The sequence below is a fragment of the Gaoshiqia hydrogeniformans genome (genome assembly GCF_049347105.1).
Taxonomy (GTDB): Bacteria; Bacteroidota; Bacteroidia; order Bacteroidales; family Prolixibacteraceae; genus Gaoshiqia; species Gaoshiqia hydrogeniformans.
In genome coordinates this window covers 5305594-5322394 of record NZ_CP186334.1, presented here as the reverse complement: position 1 = coordinate 5322394, position 16801 = coordinate 5305594, and the positions used below count along the sequence as shown (strand labels likewise).

General features: G+C 48.0%; 16 protein-coding genes. 10 read left to right on the top strand and 6 right to left on the bottom strand.

The annotated features are described in order from the left end of the window. Positions 1-297 precede the first annotated feature (297 nt). The 4 genes from ACOIT5_RS21205 to ACOIT5_RS21190 are packed head-to-tail and all read left to right on the top strand — an operon-like array spanning position 298 to position 6320. Entirely contained in the window at positions 298-1530 is a 1233-nt protein-coding gene (locus ACOIT5_RS21205) for a pectate lyase (protein WP_423128161.1), read from the top strand. Between the two features lie 47 nt (positions 1531-1577). Further along, on the top strand, positions 1578-2459 hold the full coding sequence (locus ACOIT5_RS21200) for a sugar phosphate isomerase/epimerase family protein (protein WP_423128160.1): 882 nt from the start codon (positions 1578-1580) through the stop codon (positions 2457-2459). Between the two features lie 16 nt (positions 2460-2475). Beyond that, positions 2476-3147 (top strand): DUF3826 domain-containing protein, encoded by a 672-nt coding sequence (locus ACOIT5_RS21195; RefSeq protein ID WP_423128159.1) that lies wholly within the window; start codon positions 2476-2478, stop codon positions 3145-3147. Between the two features lie 11 nt (positions 3148-3158). Further along, on the top strand, positions 3159-6320 hold the full coding sequence (locus ACOIT5_RS21190; RefSeq protein WP_423128158.1) for a DUF6298 domain-containing protein: 3162 nt from the start codon (positions 3159-3161) through the stop codon (positions 6318-6320). 37 nt (positions 6321-6357) lie between these two features. Here the strand turns inward: ACOIT5_RS21190 and ACOIT5_RS21185 are convergent, their stop codons facing one another. Beyond that, the gene (locus ACOIT5_RS21185) at positions 6358-7221 is read right to left on the bottom strand and encodes a helix-turn-helix domain-containing protein (protein ID WP_423128157.1); all 864 of its coding nucleotides are present in this window, start codon (positions 7219-7221) and stop codon (positions 6358-6360) included. 118 nt (positions 7222-7339) lie between these two features. Between ACOIT5_RS21185 and ACOIT5_RS21180 the strand changes: the two genes are divergently transcribed. From ACOIT5_RS21180 to ACOIT5_RS21165, 4 genes are read left to right on the top strand one after another with little or no spacing between them, the layout of a single operon-like run. Beyond that, positions 7340-8008 carry a cobalamin B12-binding domain-containing protein gene (locus tag ACOIT5_RS21180; protein WP_423128156.1) on the top strand — a complete coding sequence of 223 codons (669 nt, stop codon included), beginning with the start codon at positions 7340-7342 and terminating at the stop codon, positions 8006-8008. Between the two features lie 9 nt (positions 8009-8017). Next, complete coding sequence (locus ACOIT5_RS21175; RefSeq protein ID WP_423128155.1) at positions 8018-9367, top strand: uroporphyrinogen decarboxylase family protein; 1350 nt, start codon at positions 8018-8020, stop codon at positions 9365-9367. Further along, on the top strand, positions 9364-10257 hold the full coding sequence (locus tag ACOIT5_RS21170; RefSeq protein ID WP_423128154.1) for a CobW family GTP-binding protein: 894 nt from the start codon (positions 9364-9366) through the stop codon (positions 10255-10257). Before ACOIT5_RS21175 ends, ACOIT5_RS21170 begins: the two co-directional genes overlap by 4 nt. Further along, the gene (locus tag ACOIT5_RS21165) at positions 10254-10946 is read left to right on the top strand and encodes a vitamin B12 dependent-methionine synthase activation domain-containing protein (protein ID WP_423128153.1); all 693 of its coding nucleotides are present in this window, start codon (positions 10254-10256) and stop codon (positions 10944-10946) included. Before ACOIT5_RS21170 ends, ACOIT5_RS21165 begins: the two co-directional genes overlap by 4 nt. A 186-nt stretch (positions 10947-11132) precedes the next feature. Here the strand turns inward: ACOIT5_RS21165 and ACOIT5_RS21160 are convergent, their stop codons facing one another. Then, the gene (locus ACOIT5_RS21160) at positions 11133-11495 is read right to left on the bottom strand and encodes a DUF6249 domain-containing protein (protein ID WP_423128152.1); all 363 of its coding nucleotides are present in this window, start codon (positions 11493-11495) and stop codon (positions 11133-11135) included. Between the two features lie 185 nt (positions 11496-11680). Here ACOIT5_RS21160 and ACOIT5_RS21155 point away from each other — a divergent pair, with 185 nt between their 5' ends. Then, the gene (locus ACOIT5_RS21155) at positions 11681-12265 is read left to right on the top strand and encodes an RNA polymerase sigma factor (RefSeq protein WP_423128151.1); all 585 of its coding nucleotides are present in this window, start codon (positions 11681-11683) and stop codon (positions 12263-12265) included. 11 nt (positions 12266-12276) lie between these two features. Continuing rightward, positions 12277-12699, top strand: a complete 423-nt coding sequence (locus tag ACOIT5_RS21150) for a hypothetical protein (RefSeq protein ID WP_423128150.1) — start codon at positions 12277-12279, stop codon at positions 12697-12699. Positions 12700-12758: 59 nt separating this feature from the next. Here the strand turns inward: ACOIT5_RS21150 and nagB are convergent, their stop codons facing one another. The 4 genes from nagB to ACOIT5_RS21130 are packed head-to-tail and all read right to left on the bottom strand — an operon-like array spanning position 12759 to position 16596. After that, the gene (gene nagB / locus ACOIT5_RS21145) at positions 12759-13586 is read right to left on the bottom strand and encodes a glucosamine-6-phosphate deaminase (RefSeq protein ID WP_423128149.1); all 828 of its coding nucleotides are present in this window, start codon (positions 13584-13586) and stop codon (positions 12759-12761) included. Next, positions 13583-15592, bottom strand: coding sequence for a DUF4954 family protein (locus ACOIT5_RS21140; RefSeq protein WP_423128148.1), 2010 nt, complete (start codon positions 15590-15592; stop codon positions 13583-13585). The genes nagB and ACOIT5_RS21140 overlap by 4 nt, the downstream gene beginning before the upstream one ends. Before the next feature lie 3 nt (positions 15593-15595). Further along, positions 15596-16309 (bottom strand): class I SAM-dependent methyltransferase, encoded by a 714-nt coding sequence (locus ACOIT5_RS21135; RefSeq protein ID WP_423128147.1) that lies wholly within the window; start codon positions 16307-16309, stop codon positions 15596-15598. 11 nt (positions 16310-16320) lie between these two features. Continuing rightward, positions 16321-16596, bottom strand: a complete 276-nt coding sequence (locus tag ACOIT5_RS21130; RefSeq protein ID WP_423128146.1) for a hypothetical protein — start codon at positions 16594-16596, stop codon at positions 16321-16323. Between the last annotated feature and the right edge of the window lie 205 nt (positions 16597-16801).

The window sequence follows — 16801 nt, the reverse complement described above, 5'->3', positions numbered from 1 at the left end:
ATGAAAATGATCCATCGAATCATCGGAATGAGTTTGTTGTTTGCTATTCTGTGCACAGGGGTGGACACCCGGGCACAGAACAGTGATAATGCCACCGGGCAACCCGAGCCGGGCCAAATTCCCCCGCATCCGCCGCGACTGCCCGAAGGTGTTATCCCGGCATTTCCCGGGGCATGGGGAGCGGGCATGTTCACCACGGGCGGACGTGGCGGCAAGGTCATCGCCGTGACGAATCTTGACGACAATGGCTCTGGCAGCCTGCGTGCCGCGCTTGAGACGGAAGGGCCTCGTATCGTCGTGTTCCGTGTTGCAGGCACAATTAAGGTCAATACGGATCTCAATATCAATCATCCCGATATCACGATCGCCGGCCAGTCTGCGCCGGGTGATGGTATTTGCGTGGCGGGTACGCTCAATATCAACACATACAATGTGATTATCCGGCACCTGCGTGTGCGGCGTGGTGTCCCTGTCGGCGGGCAAGGCGACGATAATATTGGCGGTAATCCGGCTCATCATATCATCATCGACCATTGTTCAACCAGTTGGGGCATGGATGAAAACATTTCGCTTTACCGGCACATGCGACCTTCACTCGACGGAAGTACCCAGATAAAAGATGCAGCCGAAAATATTACGGTCCAGTGGACGATATCCAGCGAAGCGCTTGACGCCCGCGGACACGCCTTTGGCGGTACCTGGGGAGGAAAACCTTCCACATTTCATCACAACCTTTTTGCCTGCAACACGGCCCGTAATCCATCCATCGGCATGTCCGGCCCGTTTGATTTCCGCAACAATGTCATCTTCAACTGGCGCCATCGCACGATGGATGGCGGCGACGAAACCTCTCTCGTTAATGTCATCAACAATTATTACAAGCCCGGCCCCGCCACCAATGACAACATGCGCGCTGTTTTTGCCCGCATCGAATCACGCAGCATGTATTCGCCCGGCAGTGCATGGGCCGAGGGAGACTGGTATCCCAAGGCTCAAAACCGGCCCGGCAAATGGTATGTTGCCGGCAATGTCATGGATGGTAATGAAGAGGTTACTGCGAACAACTGGGCCGGCATGGTCGGCCCGGAACAGCTTGCCCGTGTGAACACGCCGTTTGAAGGGTGGCCTGTTGCTCCACATGAACCCGCCAGGGTTGCTTTTGAGTCCGTGCTCGCAAAAGCCGGCGCTACGTTGCCCAGGCGCGACGCTGTTGATGCACGTGTCACGGAAATGGTGCGCAGCGGAAAACCGATGACGGCGACCGGTATCATTAAGGATATTTCCGAAGTCGGTGGCTATCCCACCTTGTCTTTCGATCCTGCTGAAGTTCCTGTTGACAGTGATGGCGACGGCATGCCGGACGAATGGGAAATCAAATACAAGCTTGATCCCAAAAACCCGGCAGATGGTGTGTTCGATTCAGACGGTGACGGTTATACGAATGTTGAGGAATACCTCAACGGCACCAATCCGCTTGAAAAAATTAACTATCGCAACCTCGGCAACAACATCGATACCATCTCCGGATAATTCATCTACACAAACCGCTGGCATAAAAAATCATCAATGGGAATAAAATGAGATATTTGAAATTCGTGTTTGCGGCTTTAATCATTGTGCAGGTGGCTTTTGCCCAACATGCCGATGGTGACGCTGCTCAACCGGAGCGTTATAAAATAGGGGTGATTGACCTGATGTTGCTGAAGCGCCAAAAGATCAGCGCCTTCCCCTTGGCGAAAGAGCAGGGCGCCGATGGGGTGGAAGTAGATATGGGTGGACTGGGAAACCGCCCGACCTTCGATAACAAACTGGCCGACCCGGTGGAACGTAAAGCCTGGTTGGATACCGCCCGCGCGTTGAACCTGGAGATTAGTTCGCTGGCGATGACAGGCTTTTATTCACAGTCGTTTCCCACGCGCGAAGGCGTTGAGCTTACCGTTCAGGATTGCATCAATACAATGGTGTTGATGGGCGTGAAAGTGGGCTTTTTGCCGCTGGGGGTCGAGGGCGACCTGAACAAATATTCCGAACGGCGTCAAGCCATTGTCGAACGTTTAAAAGCGGTGGCAAAAAAAGCCGAAGCTGCCGGAGTAATCATCGGTATTGAAACCGCCCTGGACGCTGCCGGCGAGGTGGAATTGCTCAACGAGATCGGCTCGCCTGCCATTCAAATCAGTTTCAATTTTTCCAATCCCTTGTCAGCTGGTCGCGACCTTTATCGCGAAATGGAAATTCTGGGTAAAGACCGTATTGCCCAAATCCATTGCACCAACAAAGATGGCGTGTGGCTGCAAAATGATCCGGAAATTGATATGCAGAGGGTAAAGCAAAAGCTCGATCAAATGGGTTGGAGCGGTTGGTTACTGGTGGAGCGTTCGCGCGATGCGGCGAAACCACAGGATGTCCGGGGTAATTTTGGAGCCAATGTGGCGTATTTAAAATCAGTTTTTCAGAAATAATCAATACATTGAGATCATGTTTAAGATGTCGTTAAATATTGTGGCCATCATGTTGTTGATGGTTTTACAGGGTGTTGCACAAAAAAATACCGGGAAAAACCATACCGATGAAGCCTATTGGGAAGTGGTGAGCAAACGGGCCGAAAAGATTGCCGATAAGCTGAATATTGAGGATGAGGCTAAATTTAACCGCGTGCGAGACCTGATCGCCCAACAGTATTATGACTTGAATGGGATTCACGATCAAAGCAAGGTCGCCAAAGAGCAAGTAAAAAAAGAAAATGAGAACAAGGAGTCAGTCACAGCAAAGACTGCGAAAATTCAGCAAAAAGCGGATAAAGACCTGGCTAAATTGCACAAGCAATACCTGAAAAATCTAGCCAAAGAGTTGAACGACGAACAAATTGAAGGCGTTAAAAACGGCATGACCTACGGCGTTCTTCCGATTACCTATGCCGGTTATCTCGACATGATTCCGGAGCTGAGCCGGGAGGAACAGCAGCAAATCTACGACTGGCTGGTTGAAGCTCGTGAACAGGCGATGGATGCCGGTTCGTCGGACGAGAAGCACGGCTGGTTCGGAAAATACAAAGGCCGGATCAACAATTACCTGTCGGCCCGAGGCTACGACCTGAAAAAGTTAAGCAAGGAATGGGAAGAAAGGATTCGCGAAAATCAGAAAAAGTAAAATAGCTGTTTATGAATTATTCATTCAAAAACAAAATTGATATGAAAACCTTCGTGTGGCAACACTGTGCGAAGGTTTTGTCTTTTTTTCTGGCGCAAAGCTTTGCCTTGTTAGGCCTGGCACAGCAACCGGAATTTAAACCGTTGAAAATTACAGATGGTTCGGTCATCAGCATACCCGACTCATTGGGTAACCGGATACCCGATTTCTCCTATGCCGGTTACATGGCCGGTGAGCAGGCAATTCCGCAGGTTCCGGTGAGAGTGGTAGTTCCCGTCAGGGAGGGCGACGCCACTGCTGCCATTCAGTCGGCGATTGACTACGTGGCTGCATTGCCTGCCGATGCCAACGGCTTTCGGGGCGCCGTTTTACTTGAACGGGGAACACATACGGTTTACGGGGGGGTGGTTATTCCCAGCTCAGGAGTTGTATTGCGCGGTTACGGGCAGGGCGAAAACGAAACGGTTTTGCTGGGTGCCGGTACCGGTCGCCAGACCTTGGTACAGATAGCCGGAAATGATGATCGTGAAGACGAAAAGCCACTGGAAATTACCGATGCTTATGTGCCGGTTGGCGCTTTTTCTTTTTCAGTAGAAAACGGACAAAATTTTAAAGCAGGAGACCGGGTATCGGTACAGCGACCGTCAACAACGGAATGGATCAGCTTACTCGGAATGGCTGAATTTGGCGGAGAGACTGGCTGGCTGGGTTGGCGGCCCGGCGATCAGGATATCCGCTGGGACCGCACCGTGGTTTCTGTAGAAGGGAGCCGGGTGACAGTTGATGCGCCGCTCACCACCTCAATTGACCGGCAGATAGGCGGAGGCAAATTGGTTCGCTACCAGTGGCCGGGCCGGATCAGCCATGTGGGAATTGAAAATATGACGCTTCGCTCGATATACGATCCGGAAAATCCGAAAGATGAAAACCACCGGTGGATGGCCATTACGGTAGAAAATGCTCAGGACGCCTGGGTGAGGCAAATCACCTTTGAACATTTTGCCGGATCGGCTGTAGCAGTTTTCGAAAGCGCCCGCCGTGTTACGGTAGAAGATTGCCTTTCGTTGAAACCGGTTTCCGAAATTGGCGGGCAACGTCGGTATACATTCTTTATAAATGGTACTCAAACCCTGGTGCAACGCTGTTACGCCGAATTTGGCTACCACGATTTTGCTGTAGGCGCCTGCGCTGCAGGGCCAATCGCCTTTGTACAGTGTGAATCACATTTGCCGTTTAATTACAGCGGTACCATCGATAGCTGGGCATCGGGTGTTTTGCTCGATGTTGTAAATGTCGATGGTCATGCCCTGGGTTTCCCGAACCGCGGACCGGAAGGACGCGGGGCCGGATGGACCGGGGGCAACAGCGTGATGTGGCAATGTTCGGCGGCTCGCATGGATAATCCGGCGCCTCCGGGAGCGATGAACTGGGCTTATGGTGCCTGGGCATTATTCAACGGAAATGGTTACTGGGAAAGCCCGAACAGTCATGTCAACCCGCGAAGCATGTATTACGCGCAACTTAAAAGCCGGTTGAAGGTTGACCTGGCTGACCGCGCCCGCTTATTGATCGTTGAAACGAATGCAACCAGCAGCCCCACCGTGGAGCAGGCAGCCGAACTGACGGTTTTGTCGTGTCAGCCGGCAACTACAATGAAGAAATGGGTCGCCCGTGCGTCTGAACTTAATCCGGTAACAGTCACATCTTCAGGCGTAAAAACCATTGATCAGATTGGAATTCAACAAGAAAAGAAAAAAACTCCCGGTTTGCCGGCGAACCTGAAAAACGGCTGGCTGGTGCGGGGAGATCGTGTATTAACCGGCATGCGCCAATCGGTTCCGTGGTGGAGCGGCAATATTCGTCCGAAAGGATTGGCGGGAGCAAAGCCGGCAATAACCCGTTATGTTCCGGGACGGACAGGAACCGGTTATACCGATGACCTGGACCAGTTGACCGACAACATGCTGAAAAATAACCTGATCGGCATGGAGCAAAATTATGCACTTTGGTATGAGCGCCGGCGCGACGACCACGAACGTGTCCGCCGAATGGACGGCGATGTGTGGCCCCCGTTTTACGAACTTCCTTTTGCCCGTTCAGGGCAAGGTACGGCCTGGGACGGATTGAGCAGGTATGATCTGACAAAGTATAATCCCTGGTACTGGATGCGCCTGAAACAATTTGCCGACCTGGCCGACCAAAAAGGGCTGATACTGATCCATCAAAACTATTTTCAACACACTATTCTGGAAGCCGGGGCCCATTGGGCCGATTCACCCTGGCGACCGGTCAATAATATCAACGATACAGGTTTCCCGGAGCCACCTCCTTACGCCGGCGATAAACGGATTTTCATGGATGAGCCTTTTTACGATGTCACGCATCCTGTTCGCCGCGAATTACACCGGGCTTACATTCGGCAGTGCCTGGAAAACTTTCGCGGAAACACGGGTGTGATTCAACTCACCAGTGAAGAATATTCGGGACCGCTGCACTTTGTTCAATTCTGGATTGACGTGATCAGCGAATGGGAAAATGAAACAGGGGAAAAGATAATCACCGGGCTGAGTGCTACCAAAGAGGTACAGGATGCGATTTTGGCCGACCCTGTCCGCTCACCGGTGGTCGATCTGATTGATATCCGCTATTGGGCCTACCGCGCCGACGGCAGTTTGTACGCGCCTATGGGCGGTCAGCATTTGGCTCCCCGCCAGCATGCCCGACTGGTTAATCCGGGGAAACGTTCGTTCGAACAGGTTTACCGTGCAGTAAGCGGGTACAAGTTGGGTTATCCCGAAAAGGCAGTCCTATATTCCGAAGGACAGTACATGGCTTTCGGCTGGGCGGTATTTATGGCCGGCGGATCACTGGCAGCAATTCCTCCGGTTGAGCCGGTTGGATTTCTGAAGAGCGCTTCGTCCATGCAGCCCGTTGACAGCCGGAAGGAAGGGATCTACATCTTGCGGAATAATGAAGGCGAATCCATCATTTATCTGGCCGGGGCGCAGTCTGTAGATTTGGACTTTTCGTCGCTGAAGGGAAAATTCAGCTTGTACCCGATTGATCCTCAAACCGGTAAATTGACCGGCAAAATCACGAAGTTAAACGGTGGAAAACCGGTTCGTCTGGAAAATTCGGATAAAAAGCCGCTTATATTTTGGATCAGCCGTTAGGATAAGTGATTGACAGTCGATGATGGTATAAAATTGTTCAGTTTTTTACCCGTTGGCGATAAGCCCGTGGCGAAATGCCCATCTTTTTTTGAAAGTCTTTCGAAAAATAGTACGGATCAGAATAACCAAGTAAAAAGGCGATTTGTTTGACTTTCAGTTTGGTTTGATCAAGGTATTCGCACGATCGGGTAATTTTTAAGTGCGAGAAATAACTCAAGGGGCTGTAGTTGGTTTCTTTACGGAAGATGGTTGAAAGGTAGGTCACCGAGAAACCTGTTTCATCGGCGATCTCTTGAAGCGACAATTTCCGGTCGATGTTTTGTTCCATAAAACGAATGGTTTTTTGAATCAGCGGATTGTCTTCAACCTGAATATCTTCGCTGGTTTTCGAGGCAAAAACAAAGGTGGCCAGCAGGTGGGTAAACGTGAAGTTTACATAGTGCATGTTGGCATAAAGATACCCGCGCGAGAGGTTGATGAATAGTTCGTCAATCAGCATTTTACGGTTTGCCACGCGGTTGTTTACCGAGGGAATCAAATCGCGGACGACAGTAAATTCCTGTTCCAGAATTTTACTTTTTGAGCCGTTGAACTGGCAAAAAAACAGGATGGTGGGTTCGGTTGGCCCCGAAATTAGCTTGTAGGTAAATCCGTTGGGAATAATGCAAAACTGCTCAGGCGCTAAAACAACATCATCCGAAGCAATTTTTAAATGGCAACCTCCTTTTATGCAGTATAAAAGTAAATGATTCCGAAGGGGCGTGGTTTCTTCCATAACAGCGTGTTTCCCGAAAAGTAATTCGGAAAGTTCGCAGAGGTAAAGATCTTTGGTCAACGGATCTACCGTTTGTCCTTCAACAATAAATGGAGGTAATTTGACAAACCGTTTTTTGACGATCATTAAAAAGAAGGATTAGACAATCAAATAAAGTAAGATTTTCCATCTTTTTCAAAGAAAATCCTATTTTTTCTGTCTGTTTTAGCTGGTAGATTTGTAATTAAAACTAAATCTGAATGTTATGAACGATCTTTTAGAAAAACTGGCCGAATGTGTTGAATTTGGCAAAATCAATAAAGCTGCTCCCTTTCCGCCGCAAATGAAAGGACAAGACGGCGCCGACGAAATTACCCGGCAAGCGCTCGAATCGGCTGTTCCGGCCCAGGACATCCTGACTTACGGATTAATGCCCGGCATGGAACGGGTTGGGATTAAATTCCGCGAGAATAAAGTGTTTGTTCCCCAGGTGCTGATGTCGGCAAAAGCGATGAGCACCGCCATGATCCACCTGAAACCTTATTTTGCTTCGGGCGAAGCCAAACAAAAAGGCACTTTTATTATCGGAACGGTGCTGGGCGATTTGCATGATATTGGCAAAAACCTGGTATCGATGATGGTCGAAGGAAACGGTTACAAGGTGATTGACCTCGGGACAGATGTGAGTTCCGATAAATATTTGGCGGCTTTAAAAGAACATCCCGGCGCGGTGATTGGTTTGTCGGCCTTGCTGACTACGACGATGGTCAACATGGAAAAAATCACGAAGGAAATAAAGGAAATGTTTCCGCAAACCCTGGTGGCTATTGGCGGCGCCCCGGTGAATAACGATTTCTGTAAAAAAATCGGAGCCGATGTGTATGCTGCTGATCCGCAAGGAATTGTTGAATTTTTGAATGCAAAAATCGCTTAAAATGAAGAGATGAACGGATTAAATTTACTTGAAAAAGCGTTTCGGCTGGAAGAAGCGGACCGTGCGCCCTGGGTGCCATTTGTGGGTGTTCACGGCGGCCGGTTGATTGGGGTAGATGCAGAAGCGTATTTGAGATCCTCAAAAAACATTGTTGACGGGATCAGTAAAGCAATTGAATTGTACAAACCCGACGGAATTCCGGTCTTGTTTGATTTACAGATCGAAGCCGAAATCTTGGGTTGTAAATTGGTATGGAGCAAAGAAAATCCTCCGGCAGTGGTTTCACACCCCCTGGCCGAAGGGATTACGCTTAATTCATTAAAGTTACCGGCCGCAACTGACGGACGTTTGCCAGTTGAACTTGAAGCGACGGCCATTCTGCGAAATAAATATCCGGAATTGGCCCTGTATGGGTTAATTACCGGGCCCTTTACCCTGGCCCTTCACCTGATGGGGACCGATGTGTTTATGAAGTTGTTTGAAGATCCGGATTACGTAGGTGAAGTCATGGAGTTTTGCAGCCAGGCGGGGATAAAACATGCAGAGATGTTACTTGAGGCAGGCTGCGATGTGATTGCGGTGGTCGACCCGATGACCAGCCAGATTGATCCCATGTCCTTCGAAACTTTTGTAAGTCCGTATGCCCGGAAGATTTTCGACTTTGTGCGGTCCAAAAATAAGTACAGTTCGTTTTTCGTATGCGGCCATGCGCAACAAAATATTGAAGTGATGTGCGATTGCAGGCCCGATAATATTTCAATTGACGAGAATATCCCGCTAGACTACGTCAGGGAAATAGCTCTGCAAAAAGGGATTAGTTTTGGAGGAAACCTGAAACTGACCAGCGTTTTGCTGTTGGGCAACGAGCTGGATTCGAAAAAGGAAGCCGTGAATTGTCTCGACCTGGGCGGAAACCGGGGCTTTATTTTGGCTCCCGGTTGCGATTTGCCGATGGACACGCCCGTTGAAAATCTGCAAGCGGTAAGCGAATTGGTTTACGATGATTATGCCCGGCAGGTGACCCGCGAAATGGAGCACAGTTCATCGCTCCAACCCCTGAGTCTTGACGGTCATTTTGTTGAAGGAAAGGCGATTGTGGATATCATTACCCTCGATTCGGCTTCATGTGCGCCTTGTCAGTATATGGTTGAAGCAGTGAAACAGGCTTCCGGCCAATTCGGTGATCAGGTCGTGGTAAACGAGCATAAGATTAAAGAGATCGACGGTATCCGGATGATGATGGCCCTGGGTGTGCAAAACGTACCTACCACCTGCATCAACGGGAAGATTGAATTTATCAGCCAGATACCTCCGAAAACAGCCATTGTGCAGGCCATCAAAAACTGCCTGGATCAATGAGTATTCCGCTGCATCTGGTGACTGGGTTTCTGGGAAGCGGGAAGACTTCTTTCCTGAATCATTTTATCAGCCGGGACAAGGGGAAAAGAAAAATTGCGATTATTCAGAATGAGTTTTCGCCTGTTAATATCGACGGGCGAAATCTTCGGCAAACTTTCCGCCACGAAATTCTGGAGATAAATAACGGTTCGGTTTTTTGTGTTTGTTTACTGGGATCGTTCATCAGCTCGCTGTCTGATTTTGTCGACAAATGCCAGCCGGATGTGTTGATCATGGAGGCATCCGGTTTGTCCGATCCGATTGGTGTAGGACAAATCTTTCAGTCGGAGAAAATAAAAGGAAAGGTTTACCTCGAACAAGTCTGGTGCCTGGTTGATACCCTTAATTTCGACCGGATTCCAGCCTTGTTGCCGCGGTTAAACCATCAGCTGCGGGTGGCTGATATCATTATTCTGAATAAAATTGACCTGGCCGGAGGCAAAATCGAGGGGATCGTTTCTCATGTAAAAAAGATAAATCCTTATGCCCGGTTGTTTCCGGCAACTTACGGCAAGGTGACGTTTGCGGAGGTAAAAAAGTCAATCCGTTTTTTCCCGGAAGAAGAATCTTTTGGCCGGCCCGATATCGAGTCTGCGGTAATCAGGAGTTCCCGGGAAATAAAACCTGAACGCCTGTTTCAGTTTCTTGAAAAGCTGAGGCCAAATTGTATTAGGTACAAAGGTTTTGTTAAATTAGTTGGTGGAAAAACGGTATTCGTGCAAGCTGTGTTTAATGATTCCAGCTGCGAAGAAGTTTCGGACTTTCCGGGAGCCGGAGAGTTGGTTTTGATCGGACGTTTTGAAAAAGGGAAAAACCTGCAAACCATGTTTGATGAGTATGTTAGCCTATGACCAGAGAATTTTCTTTTTGTTTTGATGAACTGAATATTGATCGCCTCGGGCTGATCAGACTGCTTGGTTACGACGAAAGTTTCTTTCCTGATCCTTTCCCGGCCTATCTGGAACAGGCATTCGCATTTGCCGCCGGTTTGAATGATATCGGGGGAGCATTCCGGCTTGTTGACCGGATCGCCTGGGGAGAAAATAAACGGTCGGTACGGGTGAATGGACAGGAGTTTAACGTTGGCAAGACCGTTGTCGGTGAACTAAAGGGGGCCGCCAGGCTGGCCTTCTTTGTGTGCACGGCAGGAAAAACAGTCAGCGAAAAATCGGAACAACTGCTTAAAGGAGACGACCCGGTATTGGGGTACGTATACGACGTGCTGGGGACCCTGATTGCTGAAGCAGCAGGAGACCGGCTCCAGGAAATTGTCAGGGACGAAGCTGACGGGAATCACGAACAGATTACCAATCGTTACAGCCCGGGCTACTGCCATTGGCCGGTGAGCGATCAGCATAAACTGTTCTCGCTTTTGGGTCAATCGCCCTGTGGTGTTCAATTAACGCCTTCGTCGCTGATGTATCCCGTAAAATCAATCAGCGGGCTGATTGGTATTGGGCGCCATGTTGAGTTTCACGACTATCAGTGCACCCTGTGCGAAATGGAACACTGCTTTTACCGGGAAGTTCATCGGGTTTAAGACCAGGAGATGGATATGCAGCACAAAATAGTCCAAACGTGAATTGATTGATCATGAAAACCTTTACCCCGGATAGCTGTTTCCGGTATTCCTGTTACGGATTGCAGAACGTTTCGTATTGCCTGCTTCAAAGGCAGGAGGCTGTAGCTATCAGGGGCAAAGGCTTATTTTTCTGGCAGTAAACAGCTATTCCTGTACTTTCCCTTTTTCTTTGTGCGCGTGGTACCAATGTCCGGCAACCAGGCCAAAACCTCCCATCAGGAAGATCATGGAGACATAAGCCGTACCGCTTTCCAGGCTGCTGTACATGTCGAGGATGTTGCCAAACAACACGCCAACGGCAATTCCCATAAACAGGAAGCCTATTTTCAGCAAAAAATAGTTCAGCGAAAGAAAGTTTCCCCCGCGGGCCCTGGCGTTAAACAGGGAGGCGTCGGCCCCTTTTTCAATTAAGGCCATTCGTTCTTTGTTCCGGGTACTGATATACACGTACCACATGGCGAATATAAACGCGAAAAAACTGACCGGGATTACAATTGCTTCATTCATGACTTTATCATTTTTATTGGTTATTCATTTTGAATTCGTCTTTATGACGCAGCCTGATGCCGGCGGTTACAAGTTTGCCCGTTTATTTTTTGTTTTCGTTGTTTTTTGATTGGCCTGCTGGTATTTTGAGGAAAGGGATAAAAAATTTTAAGTGATCTGTAACCTGAATGATAAATTGTCGTCATATGGGAAATATGGGCCCTAAAGACGATCAATATTATATTGAACAGGTGTTGCAGGGAGATGCGGCCGCTTTTTCGTACCTGGTTGAAAAATACCAGGACCTGGTTTACGGGCTGGCCTTAAAAATGCTTCGAAATGCAGAAGATGCAGAAGAACTGGCGCAGGATAGTTTTGTAAAGGCTTATCGGTCGTTAAATTCGTACCGGCAAAAGTCGAAGTTTTCCACCTGGTTGTACAGCATCACCTATAATGGCTGTATAACCTTGCTGCGTAAGAGAAAAGTGGAAGTGCGGTCGCTGGATGAACAGTATTTAAGCGAAAAGGACGAAATTAAAATACACGAACAGCTAAGCGAAATCAATAAGGCAGAGCTGGAGAAATGTTTAAATGAAGCGCTTTCAATGCTTCCTGAACAGGATCAGGTATTGATTACCTTGTATTATTACGAGGAACAAAAAGTGGAAGAGATCAGCCAGATTACCGGTTTGTCGGAAAGCAATGTGAAAGTAAAAATTCACCGGGCGCGAAAAAAGATGTATGAGCTGCTCAGCAGTTCTTTTAAGGAAGAGATTTTCAGTATATTATAAAGCGGAAGAAGATGAAAACACAGGATCAGCAATTCAGGGAGATGATGAAATCGTACCGGCCCGATCGGGCTCCGGTTGATTTTACCAAAAAGGTGATGGCGCAAATACATCAGCAATCCATTGTGAAAGCGTATGAACCGGTGTTTGGCCGATGGTTTTTGCCCGTGCTTGGCGTTTTGTTTGCGGTATTTATTCTTTATGCTTTGTTTGGGGCAAACACGGCGGCCAATTCCGGCGAACCGGGATTGACCGATATGTTGTTTTCGAAAGTGCCCAAAGCCGATTTGACCGCGGTGACAAAAACAGGGGGCCAGCTAACCGGAATGTTTAGTCAACTTCCTTCCGTACTGGTGTTTGCATTGGGGGCAGCCGCTTTATTACTTCTACTCGACTGGTTTATCCAGCGACGGTACAAACCGCTTGCCGGAAGGTAACAAAAGGAGTTGCCCGATAAATATTGAGCGTGTTTGTCGGGCAATTTCGTTTTATAACCTTACCACACCAAATCGGAGTCGAAAAGTTTTTCCGGATCAAGATTGTTTTCTTCAATTGATTTGAAATGTTTGTAAGTGCCAACTTTTAACTCGTAAGTGGCCTGTTCGTCGCAAATGATCATTCCTTTCGGGTGCAATTGCAGGGCGCTGATCGTCCACATGTGGTTTACCCCTTCTTCAACGGCATGTTTGAGTGCGCGGGCCTTTCCAAAACCGTTCACAATAATAACTACTTCTTTTGAATCGAGGATAGTGGCTACGCCTACTGTCAAGGCCAGTCTGGGTACCTGGTTGACGTCGTTGTTAAAAAAGCGCGAATTGGCCACGATGGTATCATAGTTCAGTTCTTTGTCGCGGGTGCGCGAGGCTAGCGACGAGCCGGGTTCGTTAAAGGCGATGTGTCCGTCGGGCCCGATTCCTCCCAGGAACAGGTCGATTCCGCCAAGCGAATTGATTTTTTGTTCGTAGCGGGCACATTCTTCCTTCAGGTTTTCCGGGTTACCGTTCAGGATATTCACATTTTCGGGAAGGATATCGATCTCCCTGAAAAAATTGTTCCACATAAACGTGTGGTAGCTTTGCGGATGATCTTTGGGAATACCAACGTATTCGTCCATGTTGAAGGTAACTACGTGTCTGAAACTGATTTTTCCCTGTTTGTTCAGCGCAATTAATTCTTTGTAAACACCAAGCGGGGAGGAGCCGGTTGGCAAACCCAGCACAAAGGGTTTTTCGCTTGTTGGCGCCGCCAGCTGGATTTTCCGGGCGATGTAGTTTGCGGTCCATTTCGACAGGGCCTCGTAGTTGTTTTGAATGATAAGTCTCATGTTGTTTGAATTTTTAAAGCTTCCTGTAATTGCAGGATGACCCGGTCTCCCAGGTCGGTTTTTCGTTCAATATGATTTAATACTTCTTTTACAAAGTCGTTGTCTTCAAAGCGGCCGCGCACTTGTTCAAAGTCTCGTTGCTTAATTTTATGATCTCCGTCAATGCCAAATCCGGTCATGGCATCCATGCGAAATTCTTTTTTTGCATCTTCATACAACATCCGGTCGATCCGGATTACGCATTCGCGCCACTCTCTGACCAGCTCTATCAGTTCGTTCACCGAAAAGTCGGTAACCGGTTTATTCAGGTACGATTCAATAAAATCAGCCGTCCAGTTCCATTCATATTCATAATAATTGGCGTGCAGTTTATAAAAAAACTGCTCAATTTCTTCAAGCCGGTTAATTTGGTGGTGTTCAATTTCTTCAAGCAAGCCGATCACTTCGGCTTTTGGTGCAATTAAGCCGGCCAGGTCGATCCAGATGCCTTTGCCGGCTGTGCTTTTCGGTTTGAGGCATTCCCGCACTTTTTCGGGCGACGTCAGCGGGCATTGGTTTAGCCTGGTAATAATCGAGTTCCCGATGAATTTCATGATGGCCAGGTGATACAAATTGAGACCGCGTTCGAGCGAATCACGGGTAATTTTCGTGTTGTTGTAGGAAAAAACTTCGGTGGTTTCGCCCGAGATGTGTTTAATCTGGTGCAGGATGTCGATGGCATTGGCCATCTTCCGGATGGTGAACGGACTGAGCAGGTTGAAGTTGATGCAGTCCATTTTCAGCGGGTCGGTCCGTTTATCGCGTTTGGGCCATTTCATCACGTCGCGTATGGTTCCCACACTTTTCAGGTTTACACCGGGGGCCAGCCAGCTTTCGTCTTTGTTTTCAATCAGATAGGAAAAAGGCATATCCGAGGTGTCCGAATTTTTGTAATGCCGCCCCATCACCAGCGTATAGGCGCCTATTTTAGCCGGCCACAACAAATAAGAATCGCTGGTGGTTTTTGATCCGCGTTCAACAATCCCGTGGTGGATCGGCCCCAGCTTGTACATGTGGTTACTTTGGTTCGATCCGCTGCCCGCGTTACAAAACGAGAACATTCCCGCGATCAGCAAGGTCGATTTGTGATGCGTTACGGTATAGGGCCCGGCAAAAACGGCGCAGGCTTCGCCGTGGAAACCCTGGCAGTTGGCAAAGAACAAGGAGTTTTGTGCCGAATACTGTGAGCTGAGAATACATCCCTGCCCGATAAAACAGTTCGAAACAATTGCCCCATCCGAAACTTCCGATCCGGAAGAAACAATAAAATTTTTCAGGATTGCTTCATTCCCCAGTTTCACGGGAGCTTCGCGGTTTCCGTTGAGCGAACCGTTTTCGAGCACGCTCGCCCCGTTAATCCGGGTGTAAGGGCCAATTTTAACGTTTCGGATTTCCCGGCAGTTGAAAATTTGGCTGTACCGGCCGATTCGTCCCCGCGTTGAACTCACCTGCTGCGCATATTGTCCGATCAGGTTTTCGATTTTTTGAATCGTACTGTGCCGGTGTTTGTAAAAAGCCATAATATAGGCCAAATGAGCCGACAGTTTGTCGTAAACAGGTACTTTCCTGCCCCCTGTTTCATCCAGCACTTCCACCAGGATCCCGTTTCCGAACGAGCTGGTCCCGTCGACGGCGCAAATGTCTGTATTGTCGATAATGACATGGTCTTCAATATCGTAATTGGCAATGTAGTTTTTGATGTGGTTGATGTAAACATTGGGGCCAATCGTGCAATTATGAATGTGGGAAAAATAAATGCCGCATGCTTTGTTTACGCCGCCAAACAAGTAAACCTCTTCGGTTTGGGGCGCAATATAAACGGTTCCGCTGAACCGGCTGTTTAAAAAGCGGGATGGATCGAAATTGGCAGAAACCTGAACCATCTTCCAGTTTTCGGAGCTGCAGTTATTTAATTTTAATGCGTCAATTTCGGTTTCGGCCAGTGGCCTGTATTGAATTTCGTTCATGGTTTAAATGTGTTTGATGACGGACAGGTAATCAAAGTGTTCGCCATGTATTATTTTTTCAACTTGAAGATTATTTTGACGGGCTGTTTCGCTTAAGGTTTCCGGGTCGGTATATAACCACGGGAAAGCAGCGCCTTTTTGCCCGTTATATTCCGTTTGGTAGGTCAGTTCTCCGTAATAACGGTCAGCATTCAGGTCAAGCCGGGCAGTACCATCTTCTTCCAGGTATAAATAGATCAAATCGGATGAATCAATCAGGATTTGTCCGCCGGGGGCGAGTAGTAACTTCAGCTGATTAAAAAAATAGTTAAGCCGGTCTAAGGTTCCCGCAATACCTGTTCCGTTCATCAGCAGCAGGATGGTATCAAACTGTTCTCCCTGATAGTGAAAAAAATCTTCCCGGATAACTTGCCTGATACCCCGGTCGGCCAATACCCGGCAACTGAGTTCCGCTTGTTCGAGCGCGTAAACCTCATTTCCTTTGTTTTGCAGGTAAAACGAATGACAACCGGCACAAGCGCCGACATCCAGAATTTTACCTTTCGCCAACTGAAGCGCCTGTCGCTCCAGGCCAGGCATTTTATCGATATTCCGGAAAAAATAAGAAGGTAAAACTTCATCCGGTTCAAATTCGTCGCAGTGGATGATGACCGGCGAGTCGATTCGTTTAAAGTGATAATCGTAAACTCCCTGTGCTATCGGATCGGTTAAGGCCATAAATCTGAAGGCTATTTCAATTCTATTATTGCAGCCTCAAATTTAAGACAAGTTTCTTGTTTTTGGGAATAAATATAAAATCCTTCTGTTTCTCCTTCGCCAATGATGAAAATTTTCAGGTCCGGATAGTTGAGTGAAATCGTTTTAATCAGGTCTAAATTGATGTTTTCCTTCTGCAACCACATGGACGTACGGAGGTCGCCAATTTTCAACCTTCTTCCGGCATATTCTGCTTTCCTGAAAATTTCCAGAGAAGTATGATAATCGATGTTCCTGAAATTATCCATAAAAATGAGTATGAATCGTGTAGACAAGTTACGCCAAATTCGCTTTTGGATACGCCTCCCAAGCCGGAATATTTTATGAACAGCTATAAATTGGGTGTCGAAATGCAGGTTTCGGCCTATAAACAGGCATTTTTCAGAAAACAACGCATCCTCGCAAACGAGTCAGGGAGGAGGCCATCCGTTAAAAGCAAAAAAAGAAAGCTTG